This is a genomic window from Achromobacter sp. 77 (assembly GCF_020541125.1).
Taxonomy (GTDB): domain Bacteria; phylum Pseudomonadota; class Gammaproteobacteria; order Burkholderiales; family Burkholderiaceae_B; genus Achromobacter; species Achromobacter mucicolens.
Window position 1 is genome coordinate 5,366,217 of the sequence record NZ_CP059848.1, and the last position, 16,944, is coordinate 5,383,160.

The window sequence follows — 16,944 nt, forward strand, 5'->3', positions numbered from 1 at the left end:
GTCACCCGATGACGCGCGCCGCCGGACATCAGAGAACCGCCTTACGGAGTTGTTGGAGGCACCATGAATAAATTGGCTTCATTTTTCACCGAGCTGATGCGCAAGTATCTGCCCGATCCCTTTGTCTTTGCGATCGCGCTCACCTTGCTCACCGTGCTGCTGGCCATGGGCATCGAAGGCCAGAGCATCGGCGACGTCACCCGCGCCTGGGGCAAAGGCTTCTGGAGCCTCTTGGCCTTCACCACCCAGATGGCCGTCATCCTGGCCATGGGTTACGTGCTGGCCACCGCGCCGCTGACCGACCGGATGCTCAACCGCATCGTCAGCCACGTCCACAAGCCGCACACCGCCATCATCGTCGCCACCCTCGTCGGCGGCATCGGCAGCTACCTGAACTGGGGCTTTGGCCTGGTCATCGGCGGCATCGTCGCCAAGAAACTGGCCCTGAAGGTCAAGGGCGTGCACTACCCCCTGATCATCGCCGCCGCCTACAGCGGCTTCACCATGTACGGTCTTGGCCTGTCGGCCAGCATCCCCGTGCTCGTCGCCACGCCCGGCCACCCCACCGCCGCGCAGATGGGCACCATCCCCCTGTCCCAAACCATCTTCTCCGTGCCCATGCTGATCACCAGCCTGGTCATCATCATCACCCTGCCGCTGCTCAACGCCTGGCTGCACCCCAAGAAGGGTGAAGCCCTCGTCGAAGTCGATCCCAACATCGACCGCGACGCCAACGCGTCCAGCGCCGCCGAAGACATGCTCGAAAAGGGCACCCTCGCCTCCAAGCTCAACAACAGCCGCCTGCTCAGCCTGCTGATCGGCGCGCTCGGCGTGGCCTACGTCGTCTTTCACTTCATGGACGGCGGATCGCTGGACCTGAACCTCATCAACTTCATCATCCTGTTCCTCGGCATCATCCTGCTCGGCACCCCCGCCGCCTACGTCGCCAAGCTGACCGAAGGCATCAAGACCATTTCCGGGATCATCCTGCAGTACCCGTTCTACGCCGGCATCATGGCCATCATGGCCGCCTCGGGTCTGGTCACCTCGATCTCCAAGGTCTTTGTCGACGTCGCCACGCCTGAAACGCTGCCGTTCTGGGGCCTGATCAGCTCGTTCGTCATCAACTTCTTTGCGCCGTCCGCCGGCGGCCACTGGGTCATCCAGGGTCCGTTCATGATCGACGCCGCCAAGGAAATCGGCAGCGCGCTCAACCAGACCACCATGGCCGTCATGCTGGGCAACGCCTGGAACGACCTCGTGCAACCCTTCTGGATCCTGCCCGCGCTGGCCCTGTCCAAGCTGAAGCTGCGCGACGTGATGGGCTATACCGTCATCATGATGCTGTGGGTCGGCGTGATCCACATCACCGCAGTATTGGCATGGGGCTATCTGACGCATTGATCGGTCCCCCCTACGCGCTCACGCGCGCCCCCAGGGGCGACACCTGCAGACCGGCGGAGCCGGATCTGGCGGTGTCCCCGATCTGGGGCGGGACTAGGGCTATTGTCAGAGCCGTGTTTTTTTGAACCGAACGGGAATTGATATGACCAAACCCACCGCATATCTCGTCACCGGCGGCAGCGCCGGGATCGGCGCCGCCATCGTCCGCATGCTGCTCGATGCCGGCCACAAGGTCGTCAACATCGACTACAAACTGCCCGAGAATCCGCCAGCGGGTCTGGTCTCGTATCAGGCCGATCTGACCGATGAAGCGCGCACGCAGGAAGTCGCCCGCGAAGTCACCAGCGCGTTCAACATCGTCGGCCTCGTGAACAACGCCGGCGCCACGCGGCCCGGCACCGCCGACACCGCCACGCTGGCCGACCTGGACTACGTCGTTAATCTGCACCTGCGCACCGCGCTCATCCTGGTGCAGGCCGCGCTGCCCGCCATGCGCGAAGCCGGCTTCGGCCGCATCGTCAACATGTCCTCGCGCGCGGCGCTGGGCAAGCCGGATCGCGTCGTCTATTCGGCCACGAAGGCCGGACTGGTGGGCATGACCCGCACGCTGGCCATGGAACTGGGCGGCGACGGCATCACCGTCAACGCCATCGGCCCCGGCCCCATCGCCACCGACCTTTTCACCAAGAGCAATCCCGCGGGCGCGCCGCAGACCGAGCGCATCATTAACAGCATCGTCGTCAAGCGCCTGGGCACCCCCGAAGACGTCGCACGCGCCGCGATGTTCTTTTTGTCGCCCGACAACGGGTTCGTCACCGGCCAGATGCTGTATGTGTGCGGCGGCACGACGCTTGGCGTCGCACCCATCTGAACGCGGCCGCCATGTCCCTGCCGACCGACCTCACCATCCGCCCGCGCCGCCTAGCGGCGCAGCAGCGCGTGGTTGATCTGGTCGGCGGCGCGGCGCAGCGGCGGCAGAAAGGCCTCCAGCATCGCCTCGCGCGAAAACCGGTTGGCATGGCCGCTGACGTTCATCGCGGCGATCACGCGGCCGCTGCGGTCGATGATGGGCACCGCCACCGACTGCAGCCCGGGCTCCAGTTCCTGCGCCACGCACGCGTAGCCATCGGCGCGCACGCCGGCCAGCACGCGCTTGATCTCATCGATGTCCGTGACGGTGTGCGCGGTGTAGCGCTGGATCTGGCTCATCGCCAGCACGCGGTCCAGTTCGGCCGGCGGCAGGCCCGCCAACAGCACGCGGCCCATCGACGTCACCCAGGCCGGCAAGCGGCTGCCCACGGCCAGGTTGATCGTCATCACCTTATGGGTCGACAACCGCAGGATGTAGACGATGTCGGCGCCTTCCAGCACCGACACGGAACACGATTCGCGCGTCAGCTCGGCGACTTCTTCCATGTAGGGCAGCGCCAGGTTCCACAGCGGCGTGCCCGACAGATAGGCGTAACCGAGCTCCAGGATGCGCGGCGTCAGCGAGAACTTGCGGTCGTCGACGGTGACGTAGCCCAGATGTTCCAGCGTCAGCAGAATGCGGCGCGCGCCCGCGCGGGTCAGGCCCGTCACGGCCGCGACTTCGGACAGCGTCATCTGCGAACGGTCGGGGCCGAAGGCCCGGATCACCGACAGGCCGCGCGCGAAGGATTGCACGTAACTGTCGCTGGGTTGCTGGGGATCTTGCTCGGCCATCCGTCTGGTTCCAAGAGTAAAAGGCCCGCCGCCGGCGAGCCCTGCGTTGCCCCTTGCGGGCGACTCCGAACGATGGAGAGTGCGGCGTGCGGGCATGCCTTGACGCCTTCGCAGTCCCCATGAAACGATGTTCTTCAGAAGAACGAAAGTTCGAAAGAAGAACAAATTATGACACGCCACCTATGAGCGAACATCATGATCTCTAAGCTTGTTGCAAGCGCTGCCGCCGCCCTGGCGGACGTCCCCGATGGCGCCACCGTCATGATCGGCGGCTTTGGCACCGCCGGCCAGCCCATGGAACTGATCGACGCCCTGCTTGAACAGGGCGCCAAGGACCTGGTCATCATCAACAACAACGCCGGCAACGGCACCACCGGCCTCGCCGCGCTGCTGGGCGCCAACCGCGTGCGCAAGATCATCTGCTCGTTTCCGCGTCAGGCGGACTCGCAGATCTTCGACGGCCTGTACCGCAGCGGCAAGCTGGAACTGGAACTGGTGCCCCAAGGCAACCTGGCCGAGCGCATCCGCGCCGCCGGCGCCGGCATCGGCGCGTTCTTCACGCCCACCGGCTACGGCACGCCGCTGGCCGACGGCAAGGAAACCCGCGAAATCAACGGCCGCCAGTACGTGCTGGAGTACCCGCTGCACGCCGACTACGCGCTCATCAAGGCCGAACGCGGCGACCGCTGGGGCAACCTGGTCTACCGCAAGACCGCCCGCAACTTCGGCCCCATCATGGCCAGCGCCGCGCGCGTCGCCGTGGCCCAAGTGCGCGAAATCGTCGAACTGGGCGAGCTGGACCCCGAAACCGTCGTGACCCCCGGCATCTTCGTCAAGCGCGTCGTGCAGATCGCAGGCCAAGCGGCCGCCAAGGAGCAGCAATGAGCACCAAACTGACCCGCGACCAGATCGCCGCCCGCGTCGCGCAGGACATTCCCGAAGGCGCCTACGTGAACCTGGGCATTGGCCTGCCCACGCTCGTCGCCAACCACCTGCCGGCCGGCCGCGAAGTCATCCTGCACACCGAAAACGGCATGCTGGGCATGGGCCCGGCGCCCGCCAAGGGCGAGGAAGACTACGACCTCATCAACGCCGGCAAGCAGCCCGTCACCGAACTGCCCGGCTGCTCGTTCTTTCACCATGCCGATTCGTTCGCGATGATGCGCGGCGGCCATCTGGACATCTGCGTGCTGGGCGCCTTTCAGGTCTCGCAGCACGGCGACCTGGCCAATTGGCACACCGGCGCGCCCGACGCCATCCCCGCCGTGGGCGGCGCGATGGATCTGGCCATCGGCGCGAAGGACGTCTTCGTGATGATGGAACTGCAGACCCGCGAAGGCCAGAGCAAGCTGGTCGAGACCTGCACCTATCCGCTGACCGGCGTGCGCTGCGTATCGCGCGTGTACACCGACGTCGCGGTGTTCGACATCAACAAGGACGGCGTGACCGTCACCGACATCTTTGGCGACATGACCGCCGATGAGCTGCTGCGCCTGACCGGCCTGCCGCTCAAGTTTGCGAACTGAAGTCCCTTAATTGCCGATACGCCGCCCCGCCAGCCGGGGCGGCTTTATGGAGAGTCCATCATGTTGTTCATGGTTCAAATGCAAGTCAATCTGCCCGTCGACATGCCCGCCGACCGCGCCGACAAACTGAAGGCCGACGAAAAGGCCCTGGCGCAGCAGCTTCAGCGCGACGGCAAGTGGAAGAGCCTGTGGCGCGTTGTCGGCCGCTACGCCAACGTCAGCATCTTCGACGTCGAAAGCAACGACGAACTGCATACGCTGCTGTCGTCCCTGCCGCTCTTCCCGTACATGGATATCGAAGTCACCGCGCTGGCGCGCCATCCCTCGGCGATCTGACAGGAGCCTTGCATGCCCTACATCATCGAAACCTTCGACAAGCCCAACCACCAGGACATGCGCCAGCAGCACCGCGCCAAGCACCTGGAATACCTGGACGCCAACAAGCAGCTCCTGTTGGCGTGCGGCGCCAAGCTGCAGGATGACGGCAAGGATGCCGGCGGCGGCCTGTACATCGTCGACGTCGACACGCGCGAAGCCGCGCAGCAGTTCATCGATGCCGACCCGTTCGCGCAGGCCGACCTGTTCGAACGCGTGACCATCACCCGCTGGCGCAAAGCCTACGTCGACGGCGTCTGCCACCTGTAATCCCGCGCGGCCGCCGTCAACGACGCCCGGCCGCGGCTTTCCCGGAAGGAATCCCACATGTCTTATGCCGATCTCAGCCAGGCACGGCTGTTCTACGTCATCGATGGCCCCGCCGACGCGCCGGTGCTCGTGCTCTCCAATTCGCTGGGCACCTGCGCCGACATGTGGGCCCGCCAGATCCCCGAACTGACCCGCCACTTCCGCGTGCTGCGTTACGACACCCGCGGCCACGGCAAGTCCTCGGTCCCCGAAGGCGAGTACAGCTTCGAGCAACTGGGCAACGACGTCGCCGAACTGCTGGCGCACCTGGACATCAAGCGCGCGCACTTCTGCGGCCTGTCGATGGGCGGCCCGACCGGCCTGTGGCTGGCGCTGGCGCGCCCCGAACTCGTCGGCAAGCTGGTCCTGTGCAACACCGCCGCGCGCATAGGTTCGACAGAAGGCTGGAGCGCCCGCATCGCCGCCGTCGCTGAGCAGACGCTGGAAAAGATGGCCCCCACGCTGGTCGAGCGCTGGCTGACCGACGGCTACCGCGCCGCCGAACCCGGCCTCACGCAGGTACTGATCGACATGCTGCGCCGCACGCCGGACGCGGGCTACGCGGGCAACTGCGCCGCGCTGCGCGACGCCGACTTCCGCGAACAGGTGTCTTCGATCACCGCGCCCACACTCGTCATCAGCAGCACGCACGACCTGGCCGCCACGCCCGCGCAAGGCCAGGAACTGACCGCCGCCATTCCCGGCGCGCGCTATGTCGAACTGAACACCTCCCACATCTCGAGCTGGGAGCAACCGGAAGCCTTCACCCGCGTGGTCGTCGACTTCCTGACGGGGTGAGCCGCATGCAACGCTGGAAGCACCGGCCCGAAGGCTCCAACTGGGGGGACTTCGGGCCCGACGACCAACTCGGCCGCCTGAACCTCATCACCGAAGAGCAGGTTCTGAAGGGCGCGCGCGAGATCCGCGCCGGCAAGACCTTCTGCCTGTCCCTGCCGCTGGACCTGCCGGGCGGCAACGTGCTCAACCCGCGACGCCATCCGCCGCAGCTAAGCCCGACGAAGCTCAAGGACACGCCGTACCTGAACTTCCCGCTCAAGAACGTGAACCCGGACGCGCTCGATGTGCTGAGCGACGACCAGGTGCTGCTGTCCATGCAGTATTCGACGCAGTGGGACGCGCTGGCGCACGTGGGCGCGCTGTTTGACGCCGATGGCGACGGCACGCCGGAACTGCGCTACTACAACGGCTTTCAGGCCGGCGTTGACGTTGTGGGCCCCGCCGACGGTGACCACACCGGCTGCGGCTGCAACAGCGGCGGCCCGTCCGCCGCGCTGAAGCTGGGCGTCGAGAACCTGGCGCAAAAGGGGATGCAGGGCCGCGGGGTGCTGGTGGACCTGTTCCGCCATTACGGCCCGGGCCGCACGCTGATCGGCCACGCCGAACTGATGCACGTGCTGGACGCGGACGGCATTGCCGTGGAGCCCGGCGACATGCTGGTGCTGCGCACCGGCTACGCCGAAGCCGTGGTCGCCATGAACGGCGCCCCGGACCCCGAGGTGCTGCACACCTACGGCGCCGCGCTGGACGGCACCGACGACGCGCTGCTGCAATGGATCACCGACAGCGGCATCGCCGCCGTCTGCGCCGACAACTACGCGGTCGAGGCCTACCCCGCCCGCGAAAAGTCCGGCGCGCGTCCCATGCTGCCGCTGCATCACCACTGCCTGTTCAAGTTGGGCCTGCCGCTGGCCGAGCTTTGGTATTTGAAGGAGCTGGCGGATTTCCTGCATGCCAACGGCCGCCACCACTTCATGCTGACCGCGCCCCCGCTGCGCCTGCCGCATGCCATTGGATCGCCGGTCACGCCGATTGCCACGGCGTGACGCGCGTAGCGCCTCTGTCAGCGGGCCAAAGAAAACGCCAGACCTCGTCTGGCGTTTTTGCTTGCCGGGCGGTCAGCCCTTCAGGCAGGTGCTCATGAAAGTCTTGCGGGCCTCGCCCGTCAGCTTTTGCTCGCCGGCCTTGGCGTTGCAGTCCTTCATCTTCTGCTGCTGCGGCGTCAGTTGCTTGGCGGGCTCCTCGCCCTTCAGGCAGCTGCTCATGAAGGTCTTGCGGTCGTCGCCCTTCTTGCCCTCGGCGGCCTTGTTGCAGTCCGACATGCGCTGCTGCTGCGGCGTGGGCGTCTTGGCGGTTGAGGGCGCGGCGGGGGTCTGGGCCTGCGCGCCGGCAAAACATGCGGACAACAGGATGGCCGAGGCCAGCTGGGTGGTACGGGAAAGCATGAGTTCCTCCCTTGAGCGCCCCAAACGCATTGGCACGCGCGACGCGGGGCTGCACGGTCCGCCGGCCAAGGCGCCGGCCCGGTCATCATCGGACAATCCCGGCGCCTTCGCAACCTCCGCCGCAACCTGTTACCCATTCATCCATCTGACCCGTTGTATCCCCGGCCGGAAAGGAGTGAGATAGGCAAAACCCGCGCCGCGAGCCCCAGGAGACGCCCATGAAAAAAATCATCCTCGCCTCGATTGCCGTGCTGGCCTGCGCATCCGCCACCGCCGACGCGCAAAGCCTTGCCTACGGCGTCACCCTGGGCAACGTCCAGGCCGTGCGCGACAACACCCGCAACGTCTCGACCATCACCGGTTTTCTGGCCAACCAGTCCGAACGCCCCGTCAACAGCGTCCTTCTGACCTACGTCCTGTACGACGCCCAGAACCGCGAGGTTGGCCGGGTCAGCGAAGACATCGTGGGCCCTCTCGCCCCCGGCCAGATCAAGGTGGTCAAGGCCATCACGCCGCTTGAATTCGCCCGCGTGACCCCGCTGGACGTGGCGGCCCGCTAAGGCTGCCCAGGGCCTAGACCCGCCGAAAAAAACCCTTTTAATATCAGGGTTTAGACAGGTGGCTATCAGCCCAATTATGGGAAAATCCCGACTGCCGACTCGATAAAAGGGGCTTCCACACGAAGCCCCTTCGTGCGTATGCCGGCGCGCCAGCAAGCCTGGCCTCGATATTAGGAACTGAAGATCATGTTTCCCAAAAGACTCTCCGAAGGCTACCAATCCTTCCTTGACGGCCGCTTCCAGACGGAAAGCAGCCGCTACCAAAAGCTGGCCGAGATCGGCCAAAGCCCGGAAATCCTGATCATTGGCTGTTGCGACTCGCGCGTGTCGCCCGAAGCGATCTTCGACGCAGGCCCCGGTGAAATGTTTGTGGTGCGCAACGTGGCCAACCTCGTGCCGCCCTGTGATCCCGACTCGGAATCGTCGTACCACGGCACCAGCGCCGCCATCGAATTTGCGGTCAACGGCCTGAACGTCAAGCACATCGTCGTGCTGGGCCACGCCTCCTGCGGCGGCATCCGCTTCTTCTTCGACGACGCCACGCCGCTCAGCAAGAGCGATTTCATCGGCAAATGGATGTCGCAGATCGAACCTGTCGCCAAGGGCATGTCCCCGGAGACCGGCGATCGCCAGGCCAACCTCAAGCGTTTGGAACTGGCCACCGTCGCACACAGCCTGAACAACCTGATGACGTTCCCGTCGATCCGCCGCCGCGTCGAAAAGGGCGAACTGGAACTGCACGGCGCCTACTTTGGCGTGGCCACCGGCGTCCTGTTCCTGCGCGATCCGGAATCCGGCGAGTTCAAGCCCTGCCTGGAAACGGGCGTTACGGAATAAGGGGCGCGGGCCCTGCGCCCGCGCCACTGGCTTGCGACAGGCGCGCCGGGCCGTTCATACCCGGTACGCCTGCGCCAGCCGCTCGTAGTTGTTCTTCAGGATGATGCCCGCGTAGTACACGTGTTCGCGCATCAGATCCTCGGCCCGCGCGCCGTCGCGGGCGATGATGGCGCTCACGATCCGATGATGGTCATCGTGCGAGCGCAGGATGATCCCGTGGTCTTCCCACAGGATGATCCGGTCCGACGCATACGGAATCGCCTGCGCCTGCGTCGCAAACCGCTTCACCCACGGATTGCCCGCCGCCTCAAGAATGCCGTTGTGCAAGGTGATGTTGACCTGCTGGTACGGCAGATGGTCTTCCGGCAGCAACACGCCCTTGGCAAGGATCCGGTCGCCCTCGTCCAGGCAGTTCTTCAGCACCGCGACCGCGTCATTCGACAGGCCGCGCAGCGCCGCCTGCCGGCAGGCCAGGCCCTCCAGGGCGGCTCGCACTTCATACGCCGCCACAATCTCCCCGATGTCGTAAGCCCGCACGGTGTAGCCGCGCTTGGGCAAATGTTCGAGCAGGCCTTCGTTGCCCAACGTGGCGAGCGCCGCGCGTACCGGCGTGCGCGACACGCCCAGTTTTTCGGCCAGCGGGATTTCTTCCAGCCGGGCGCCAGGACTGAACTTGCCGTGCAGCACCCAGTCCCGCAGCGTATCGGTGACGTGTTGAGATAGCGTATCCATGCGGCAATTGTATACATGAAGAATACATGCGGCAGTGTGCTCCAGCCCTATCTCAGGGCTTTCCATAGTGCTTCTGTCGTAAATCAAACGTCGTTCAGGGTAAGCCCCTATACCTGCCCCAACGCCATGTATACATAATCGCAAAAAATCAGACTGGCGGCCGATCCAATCCCAAGGATGGACGACACGCCACGGAGGAGACAGCATGACCAATGTATCCAAGCCCGCCACGGCCGGCCCGGAGTCCCGCCTCGCCCTCGTAACCGGCGGCGGCGGCGGCATCGGCGCCACGATCTGCCGGGAACTCGCACAGGCCGGACTGCGCGTGGTGGTGTCGGACGTGGACAGCGACCGTGCGCGCCGGGTGGCCGACGAGCTGGGCGCGCCCCATGCCGCGCATGCCTTTGACGTCAGCGACGAAGCGGCCGTCGACAGCGCATTCGAGCAGATCGAAAGCCAGCACGGCCCCATCGCGGTGCTGGTCAGCGCGGCCGGACTGCTGCTGTTCCAGGAGAACGGCGAGCGGCCGCTCATCAAGGACACGTCGCTCGATATCTGGGAGCGCAGTTTTGCCGTGAATGCGCGCGGCGTGTTCCTGTGCGGACGCGCCTACCTGCGCCGGCGCGAAGCCAAGCCGCTGGCGCATGGCCGGGTCGTCACCTTCACGTCGGTCGCCGCGCAACTGGGCGGCTACCGTTCCAGCGCCTCTTATATCGCCGCCAAGTCGGCCGTGCTGGGCCTGACCAAGGCCATGGCGCGCGAAGCCGCCCATCTTGGCATCACGGTCAACGGCATCGCGCCCGGCTTGATCGACACCGACATGCTGCGCAGCACCGTCACCAGCAGCGGCGCGCTGGCCGCGGCTGCACAGGCCATCCCGCTGGGCCGCATCGGCACCGCCGAGGAAGTGGCCGCGGCCGTGCGGTTCCTTGCCTCGGAAGATGCGGGCTACATCACCGGCAGCGTCATCGACGTGAACGGCGGCTACCGCATGCAGTAAGACTTACCCGGCGGCACCGCCGTCAACGCATCAAAGCGTCATCCACCAAAGACGCGCATCCAAAAAAGAACGGGAGACCAAGCATGAACCAACGTAGTCGCTACGCGGCCGCCGCCGCGCTGTGCGCCCTGGCCTTTTCGGCCGCCGCGCAGGCGCAGCAGGAACCGGGGATCACGGACAAGACCATCAAGATCGGCGTCTTTGCGCCGCTGTCGGGCAGCGGCATGGCCTACGGCTTTGACGTGCTGAACGCCGCCAAGATGTGGTACGCCAAGGTCAACAAGGAAGGCGGCGTCAACGGCCGCCAGATCGAACTGGTCGTGGAAGACGACCGCTGCAACGCCAACGATCTGGTCGCCGCCGTGAAGAAGCTCAACGAGCAGGACAAGGTCTTCCTGCTGAACGGGGGGTCGTGCTCGGCGGCCGTCGTCGCGTCGCGCGAATACATCGAACGCGAAAAAGTGCCGCTGGTCATGCTGAATGCCTCGGGCGACGGCGCCCTCTACCCGCCCTCCAAGTACATCTACGGCGCCTTTTCGATTTCGCAGCACGCCGTCGGCGGCTCGATGGTGCAGTTCGCATCGGAACACCTGAAAGCCAAGAAGATTGGCTACATCAATCATGACGACGCGTACGGCGGCTGGAACCTGGAGGCGGCGCAGTCGCAGGCAAAACAGCTTGGCGACCCGGCGCTGCAGGTGCAGTCGGTCAATCCGAACATCACCGACGTGACCGCGCCCATGCTGAAGATCCGCTCGGGCAATCCCGATGTGCTGCTGCTGACGACCTACGCACGCCCCGCCGCCCTCATCATCAAGAAGGCGCACGAATTGGGCTGGAACAAGCCCATCGTGCTGGCGGTCAATGGCACGGCGGATCTCAAGCAGCTCGTGGAGAACGTGGGCAACAAGGATGCGTTCAAGAACGTGTACATCCAGGACGTGCTGGCCGATCTGCCGGGCGGGCCGAAACTGACGTGGGTGTATGACATGTACAAGCAGTCGTATCCCGACCTGGCGGCCAAGCCCGGGCATCCGCAGTCCTACATGCCTTACGGCATTCCGCCCGCCATGGCGGTCGTGAACGCGCTGAAGGCTGCCGGCCCGCAGCCCACGCGCGAGAAGGTGCTGCAGGCGCTGGAAACCATGAAGTTCGACTCGGGCGTCATGGCAGGCCCCATCGAGTTCGGCCCGGGCGACCGCGCCGCGCAGGAGGCCGCCATCTACATCAAGTTCGATGGGACGAACATGACGCTCGTGCCTGGCCCCTTCAAGAGCACCTGGCAATACCAGAAGTAAACCCGCGGCCCGTCAGGGGCCACGCCCGCGCGATGGCGCAGCATCGCGCGGGCCGCCGGAGAACATCATGAGCTTTGCCGATACCTGGTTGTTCCTGCAGCAGGGGGTGCTGTCGGGGCTGGTGACGGGCAGCGTATACGCGTTGCTGGCCGTTGCCGTCGTCATCATTTTCAAGACCACCGATGTGCCGAATTTCGCCCAGGGCGAGATCTTCATGGTGGGCGGCTACATTGCGCTGTTCCTCATCCTGGTGATGGGATGGCCTTATCTGGCGGTCATTCCGGTCACGCTGGCCGCGGTGGCCCTGCTATCGGGCCTGTTCCAGCGCGTCGTCATGGAACGGGTCATCGCGTCCAAGGGCGTGGGCGTGCAGATGGTCATCGCCACGCTGGGACTGGCGTACGCCCTGAAGGGGCTGGTGCGCACATCGGGCCTGGGCGATACCCCGCGCTCGCTGCCGCCGCTTGCGTCCACGGACGCCGTCATCATCGGCGACGCCGTGCTGACCCGGCTTGACCTGCTGATCTTCGCCGTCGCGGTGATCGTCATGCTGCTGCTGTTCGGGATGTTCGCCTACACGCGCGTTGGCCGGGCCATGCGCGCGGTGGGAATGAATCCGAAGGCAGCGCGGCTGACGGGCGTGAACCTCACCCGCATCCGCATGATGGTGTGGGCGCTGTCAGGGCTGATATCGGCCGTCGCGGCGCTGCTCATCACGCCCAAGATCCTCATCACCCCGGACATCGGCCACATCGCCATCCTGGCCTATGCCGCCGCCATCGTGGGCGGCATCACCAGCCTGCCCGGCGCGGTGATCGGGGGCTTTGTGATCGGCATTGCCGAGAACCTGGTGGGGCTGTTCATTTCGACCAATGCCATCGTGGTGGCGCCCTTCGTGGCCATCATGGTCGTGCTGCTGGTGCGCCCGCAAGGACTGCTGGGCGGCAAACTGCAGGTGAAGAAAGTATGAGCAACAAGATCGATCGCGTCCTGCTGGCGCTCATGGCCGTCGTGCTGGTGGCGCTGCCTTTCATGGCTAGCGGCTATGTCGTCTACGTCGTCAACCTGCTGATGGTGTTCGTCGTGCTGGCGTTGGGCCTGCACCTGGTCATCGGCGAAACCGGGCAGTTTGCGCTGTCGCACGCGGCCTTCTATGGCGTGGGCATCTACACCGCCGGGCTCATCAATAACCTGTGGCATCCGCCCTTCTTCATCTCCATTCTGGCGGGCGGGCTGCTGGCCGCGGCGCTGGGTTACGTGATCGGCGCGCTCGCGCTGCGCATGCGCGACATCTATCTGGCGCTGTCCACGTTCGCCTTCGGGGAAGCCATGCAGTGGGTGTTCCTGAACTGGCAGTCGGTCACCAACGGATCCAACGGATTCCGCATCTCGCCCGCCTCGCTCTTCGGGTACGAACTGGTGTCGGACATGAAGGCCTACCCCTTTGTCGTGCTGATTGCCGCGCTGCTGTTGTGGGCCACCGTGGCGTTGTCGCGCTCGCAACTGGGATCGGCCTTCCGGGCCGTGCGCGAGAGCGATGTCGCGGCGCAGGCGATGGGCGTGAACGTCAATGCCATCAAGCGAACCGCGTTCACCCTGTCGGCCGCCTACGCCGGCATCGCGGGCGGCATGTACACGCTCTTCGCGTCGTTCATCCATCCCGAAAGCCTGGGCTTTCAGACCACCATCCTGATCCTGACCATGGTCGTGGTGGGCGGCATCGGATCGGTACGCGGCGCCATCGCGGGGGCTTTGTCCTTCGGCCTCATCTCCGAACTGCTGCGCCAGGCGCTGTCGTTCCAGGAAATCATCTACGGCGTCATTCTGATGGGCTTCATGATGTTCGCGCCCAAGGGCCTGTTTGCGGGCCGTGCGGCGCGGCGCGCGCCCCCGCCGGCAGCGCCTTTGCCCGCGGCCTCGCGCGCGGCGGCCACCGCCTCCAAATCCCCGCAAAGGAGCGCAGCATGAGCACACATCCTTATCTGGACGTGCAGGGACTGACGGTGAAATTCGGCGGCCTGACGGCGATCAACGGGCTGTCCATGCAGGTGGAACGCGGCCGCATTCACGCGTTGATCGGTCCGAACGGCGCCGGCAAGTCGACGACGTTCAATTGCATATCGCGTTATTACCGCCCCACGAGCGGCAGCATCACCTTCGATGGCGCCGACATCACGGGCAAGAAGCCACACGAAATGGCGGCGCTGGGCGTGGCGCGCACATTCCAGAACCTGGAGCTCTTCGGCGCGCTCAGCGTGCGGGAGAACGCGCTGCTGGGGACGTACGCGCACGGCGCGAACAGCCCGCGCAAGCTGTTGCGCCCGGCGGCGGCCGAGGCCCGCGAGCGGGTGGAGCATCTGCTCGAGCGCGTCGGCCTCGCAGACTTCCTGGACACCCCCGCCTGCAGTCTGGACTTCGGACGCCAGAAGATGCTGGAGCTGGCGCGCGCGCTGGCCATTTCTCCGCGCCTGCTGTTGCTGGACGAACCGGCGGCGGGCCTGCGCAACCGCGAGATCGAGACGCTGGACCGCCTGTTGACCGAATTGTGCGAGCGGGACGGCATCACGGTATTGCTGGTGGAACACGTGATGCAACTGGTGATGTCCATATCGGATCGCATCACCGTCATGTCGTTTGGCGAAAAGATCGCCGAGGGCACGCCCGCCGAGGTGCGCAACAACCCCCGTGTCATCGAGGCCTATCTGGGCAAGGGAGCAGCTGGTGGCTGAGATTCTGCTGGAAGTCGATGCGGTGTCGGCCGCCTACGGCAACATCCGCGCATTGCAGGACGTGTCGCTGAAGGTGCCGCAAGGCGCCATCGTGGCGCTGCTGGGCGCCAATGGCGCGGGCAAGTCGACCACGTTGAACGTGATTTCGCGTCTGGTCTCGCCCACGGCGGGCAGCGTGCGTTTCGCGGGCGAACCCATCCACCGCCTGTCCGCCGATGCGGTCGTGGGACGCGGCATCGTGCAGGTGCCGGAAGGCCGCGAGATCTTCCGCGAGATGAGCGTGCGCGAAAACCTGGAAATGGGCGCCTACCTGCGCCGGGACCGCAACGCTGTCCGGCAGGACATGGACATGGTGTGCGACACCTTTCCGCGTCTGCGAGAACGCTTCGAACAAAAGGCCGCCACGCTTTCTGGCGGCGAGCAGCAGATGCTGGCGACCGGCCGCGCCATGATGGCGCGGCCACGCATGATCCTGTTGGACGAACCGTCCATGGGGTTGTCGCCGCTGGTGGTCGAGCAGATCTTCGACATCATCCTGCGGCTGAACCGCGAACAGGGCATCACGATTCTGCTGGTCGAACAGAACGTCAAACTCGCGCTGTCGGTGTCCAGTCACGCCTACATCCTGGAGAACGGCGAGATCGCGCTGGATGGGCAATCCGCCGCGCTCGCCAGCGACGAAGGCGTGCAGCGCGCCTATCTGGGCGCATAGGCGCCGCAAGGAAAAAGCCATGATCTCAATGCAAGACAAGCGCGTCCTGGTGACGGGCGCCGGGCGCGGCCTGGGCGCCGCCATCGCACAGGGCTTTGCCCGGCAAGGCGCCCGCGTGATCGTGACCGACGTGGACGCGGCCCTTGCCGCCGCGTCGGCGCAGGCCATCGTCGCGGCCGGCGGCCATGCCGCGCATGCCGAACTGGACGTGACCCATGAGCAGGCCGTGCGCGCCTTTGCCGCCGACTGCGCGGCGCGTCACGGTCCGCTGGATATCCTCGTCAACAACGCCGGCATTTCGGCGCGCGCGCCGTTCGACGATCCGCGCACCCCCGAGATCTGGGACCGCGTGATGCGGGTGAACCTGCAAGGCACGTTCAACGTCACGCATGCCTTCGTGGAACAGCTCAAGGCCTCGCGCGGCGCCATCGTCAACCTGTGTTCCATCGTGGCTTACGGCTGCGGCATTTCGACCGCGGGCTACGTGGTGTCCAAGGGCGGCGTGCGCTCGTTCACGGAAGTGCTGGCCCGCGACCTGGCGCCCCACGGCGTGCGGGTCAACGCGGTGGCGCCGGGCCTGATGGAAACCGAGATGACCGCCGGCCAGCGCGCCCAGGCCAGCGGCACCGACTGGTACATGGGGCGCGCCCCCATGGCGCGCGCGGGGCGCGCTGACGAGATCGTCGGCCCCATCCTGTTTCTGGCCTCGGACCTGGCCAGCTATGTCAATGGCGTGGTGCTGCCGGTGGACGGCGGCTATCTGGCTGTCTAAGGAGAAATCATGAGTCTGGGTACGGCGTTGGTCACGGGCGGCGCAAGCGGCATGGGCCTGGCGATCGTGGAGCGGCTGGCGCGGGATGGATTTCGCGTCGTGATGGCCGATCGCAACGGGGCGCTGGCGGAGAAGGAATCACGGGCGCTGGCCGACCGGGGACTGGATGTCAGCCACCGCGTCGTGGACCTGGCCGACGAAGCCGCCACGCGCGCGCTGGCGAGCGCATTGCCGCCGCTGGCCGCGCTGGTGAACAACGCTGGCCTCTTTGACGAGCGCACGTTCTTCGACGTGACGAGCGATGATTACCGGCGCGCCTTCGACGTGAACCTGCTGGCGGTCGCCACCCTGACCCAGGAAGCGGCGCGGACCATGCAGCCGGGCGCAAAGATCGTGAACATCGCGTCGCGCGCGTATCTGGGCGCGAAGAACCATCCGCATTACGTGGCCTCGAAGGCGGCGCTGGTTGGCTACACCCGCGCCAGCGCGATGGAACTGGCCGGACGCGGCATCCTGGTCAACGCCATTGCGCCCGGCCTCATCGATACGCCATTGCTGCGCAACCTGACGCCCGAGCGCATGGCCGCGCAACTGGCCTTGCAGCCGACCGGGCGCGCGGGGCGGCCTGAAGACATCGCCAATGCGGTGTCCTTCCTGGCCGCGCCGCACATGGACTTCATCACGGGGCAGGTCATCTTCGTGGACGGCGGCAAGTCGCTGGGCGGCTCGGGAGCGTAGGCGGC

General features: G+C 65.8%; 21 protein-coding genes. 18 read left to right on the forward strand and 3 right to left on the reverse strand.

Annotated elements, in window-relative coordinates; translation table 11 throughout:
• Positions 1–63 precede the first annotated feature (63 nt).
• Positions 64–1,404, forward strand: coding sequence for a short-chain fatty acid transporter (locus tag H4P35_RS24705; RefSeq protein WP_226847368.1), 1,341 nt, complete (start codon positions 64–66; stop codon positions 1,402–1,404).
• Between the two features lie 142 nt (positions 1,405–1,546).
• Entirely contained in the window at positions 1,547–2,275 is a 729-nt protein-coding gene (locus H4P35_RS24710; RefSeq protein WP_062839031.1) for an SDR family NAD(P)-dependent oxidoreductase, read from the forward strand.
• 50 nt (positions 2,276–2,325) lie between these two features.
• Here H4P35_RS24710 and H4P35_RS24715 read toward each other — a convergent pair whose 3' ends face one another.
• Entirely contained in the window at positions 2,326–3,108 is a 783-nt protein-coding gene (locus H4P35_RS24715; protein ID WP_175156476.1) for an IclR family transcriptional regulator, read from the reverse strand.
• A gap of 195 nt (positions 3,109–3,303) precedes the next feature.
• Here H4P35_RS24715 and H4P35_RS24720 point away from each other — a divergent pair, with 195 nt between their 5' ends.
• Genes H4P35_RS24720 through H4P35_RS24745 form a run of 6 tightly spaced genes read left to right on the forward strand, consistent with a single transcriptional unit; the run spans position 3,304 to position 7,162 of the window.
• Positions 3,304–3,993 (forward strand): 3-oxoacid CoA-transferase subunit A, encoded by a 690-nt coding sequence (locus tag H4P35_RS24720; RefSeq protein WP_056319823.1) that lies wholly within the window; start codon positions 3,304–3,306, stop codon positions 3,991–3,993.
• The gene (locus H4P35_RS24725) at positions 3,990–4,634 is read left to right on the forward strand and encodes a 3-oxoacid CoA-transferase subunit B (RefSeq protein ID WP_056319825.1); all 645 of its coding nucleotides are present in this window, start codon (positions 3,990–3,992) and stop codon (positions 4,632–4,634) included. The genes H4P35_RS24720 and H4P35_RS24725 overlap by 4 nt, the downstream gene beginning before the upstream one ends.
• A 60-nt stretch (positions 4,635–4,694) precedes the next feature.
• The gene (gene catC, locus H4P35_RS24730; RefSeq protein ID WP_171667756.1) at positions 4,695–4,970 is read left to right on the forward strand and encodes a muconolactone Delta-isomerase; all 276 of its coding nucleotides are present in this window, start codon (positions 4,695–4,697) and stop codon (positions 4,968–4,970) included.
• Positions 4,971–4,982: 12 nt separating this feature from the next.
• A complete protein-coding gene (locus H4P35_RS24735; protein ID WP_226847370.1) occupies positions 4,983–5,279 on the forward strand; it encodes a YciI family protein in 297 nt (98 codons plus the stop codon).
• Between the two features lie 57 nt (positions 5,280–5,336).
• Entirely contained in the window at positions 5,337–6,116 is a 780-nt protein-coding gene (gene pcaD, locus H4P35_RS24740) for a 3-oxoadipate enol-lactonase (RefSeq protein ID WP_226847371.1), read from the forward strand.
• Positions 6,117–6,121: 5 nt separating this feature from the next.
• Positions 6,122–7,162 carry a cyclase family protein gene (locus tag H4P35_RS24745; protein WP_226847379.1) on the forward strand — a complete coding sequence of 347 codons (1,041 nt, stop codon included), beginning with the start codon at positions 6,122–6,124 and terminating at the stop codon, positions 7,160–7,162.
• A 72-nt stretch (positions 7,163–7,234) separates the two neighbouring features.
• On the opposite strand, the gene H4P35_RS24750 is transcribed toward H4P35_RS24745, so the two are convergent.
• Entirely contained in the window at positions 7,235–7,561 is a 327-nt protein-coding gene (locus H4P35_RS24750) for a PsiF family protein (protein WP_062839027.1), read from the reverse strand.
• Between the two features lie 218 nt (positions 7,562–7,779).
• On the opposite strand from H4P35_RS24750, the gene H4P35_RS24755 reads away from it, so the two are divergent.
• Both H4P35_RS24755 and H4P35_RS24760 read left to right on the forward strand, forming a co-directional pair.
• Positions 7,780–8,121 carry an FxLYD domain-containing protein gene (locus H4P35_RS24755; protein ID WP_226847381.1) on the forward strand — a complete coding sequence of 114 codons (342 nt, stop codon included), beginning with the start codon at positions 7,780–7,782 and terminating at the stop codon, positions 8,119–8,121.
• 186 nt (positions 8,122–8,307) lie between these two features.
• Positions 8,308–8,958 carry a carbonic anhydrase gene (locus H4P35_RS24760; protein WP_056319841.1) on the forward strand — a complete coding sequence of 217 codons (651 nt, stop codon included), beginning with the start codon at positions 8,308–8,310 and terminating at the stop codon, positions 8,956–8,958.
• 54 nt (positions 8,959–9,012) lie between these two features.
• On the opposite strand, the gene H4P35_RS24765 is transcribed toward H4P35_RS24760, so the two are convergent.
• Positions 9,013–9,690, reverse strand: coding sequence for a GntR family transcriptional regulator (locus H4P35_RS24765; protein ID WP_056319843.1), 678 nt, complete (start codon positions 9,688–9,690; stop codon positions 9,013–9,015).
• Positions 9,691–9,895: 205 nt separating this feature from the next.
• Here H4P35_RS24765 and H4P35_RS24770 point away from each other — a divergent pair, with 205 nt between their 5' ends.
• The 8 genes from H4P35_RS24770 (at position 9,896) to H4P35_RS24805 (ending at position 16,939) form a co-directional block, all read left to right on the forward strand.
• On the forward strand, positions 9,896–10,690 hold the full coding sequence (locus H4P35_RS24770) for an SDR family NAD(P)-dependent oxidoreductase (protein ID WP_226847383.1): 795 nt from the start codon (positions 9,896–9,898) through the stop codon (positions 10,688–10,690).
• A gap of 83 nt (positions 10,691–10,773) precedes the next feature.
• Positions 10,774–11,988 (forward strand): ABC transporter substrate-binding protein, encoded by a 1,215-nt coding sequence (locus H4P35_RS24775; protein ID WP_226847385.1) that lies wholly within the window; start codon positions 10,774–10,776, stop codon positions 11,986–11,988.
• A 67-nt stretch (positions 11,989–12,055) separates the two neighbouring features.
• Positions 12,056–12,958, forward strand: coding sequence for a branched-chain amino acid ABC transporter permease (locus H4P35_RS24780; protein WP_226847387.1), 903 nt, complete (start codon positions 12,056–12,058; stop codon positions 12,956–12,958).
• Positions 12,955–13,956, forward strand: coding sequence for a branched-chain amino acid ABC transporter permease (locus tag H4P35_RS24785; RefSeq protein WP_226847393.1), 1,002 nt, complete (start codon positions 12,955–12,957; stop codon positions 13,954–13,956). Before H4P35_RS24780 ends, H4P35_RS24785 begins: the two co-directional genes overlap by 4 nt.
• Positions 13,953–14,717 (forward strand): ABC transporter ATP-binding protein, encoded by a 765-nt coding sequence (locus H4P35_RS24790; RefSeq protein ID WP_217618236.1) that lies wholly within the window; start codon positions 13,953–13,955, stop codon positions 14,715–14,717. Before H4P35_RS24785 ends, H4P35_RS24790 begins: the two co-directional genes overlap by 4 nt.
• On the forward strand, positions 14,710–15,429 hold the full coding sequence (locus tag H4P35_RS24795; RefSeq protein WP_062839023.1) for an ABC transporter ATP-binding protein: 720 nt from the start codon (positions 14,710–14,712) through the stop codon (positions 15,427–15,429). The genes H4P35_RS24790 and H4P35_RS24795 overlap by 8 nt, the downstream gene beginning before the upstream one ends.
• Positions 15,430–15,448: 19 nt before the next feature.
• Entirely contained in the window at positions 15,449–16,201 is a 753-nt protein-coding gene (locus tag H4P35_RS24800; protein WP_063955923.1) for an SDR family NAD(P)-dependent oxidoreductase, read from the forward strand.
• 9 nt (positions 16,202–16,210) lie between these two features.
• Positions 16,211–16,939 carry an SDR family NAD(P)-dependent oxidoreductase gene (locus H4P35_RS24805; RefSeq protein WP_056319860.1) on the forward strand — a complete coding sequence of 243 codons (729 nt, stop codon included), beginning with the start codon at positions 16,211–16,213 and terminating at the stop codon, positions 16,937–16,939.
• Positions 16,940–16,944: the final 5 nt, after the last annotated feature.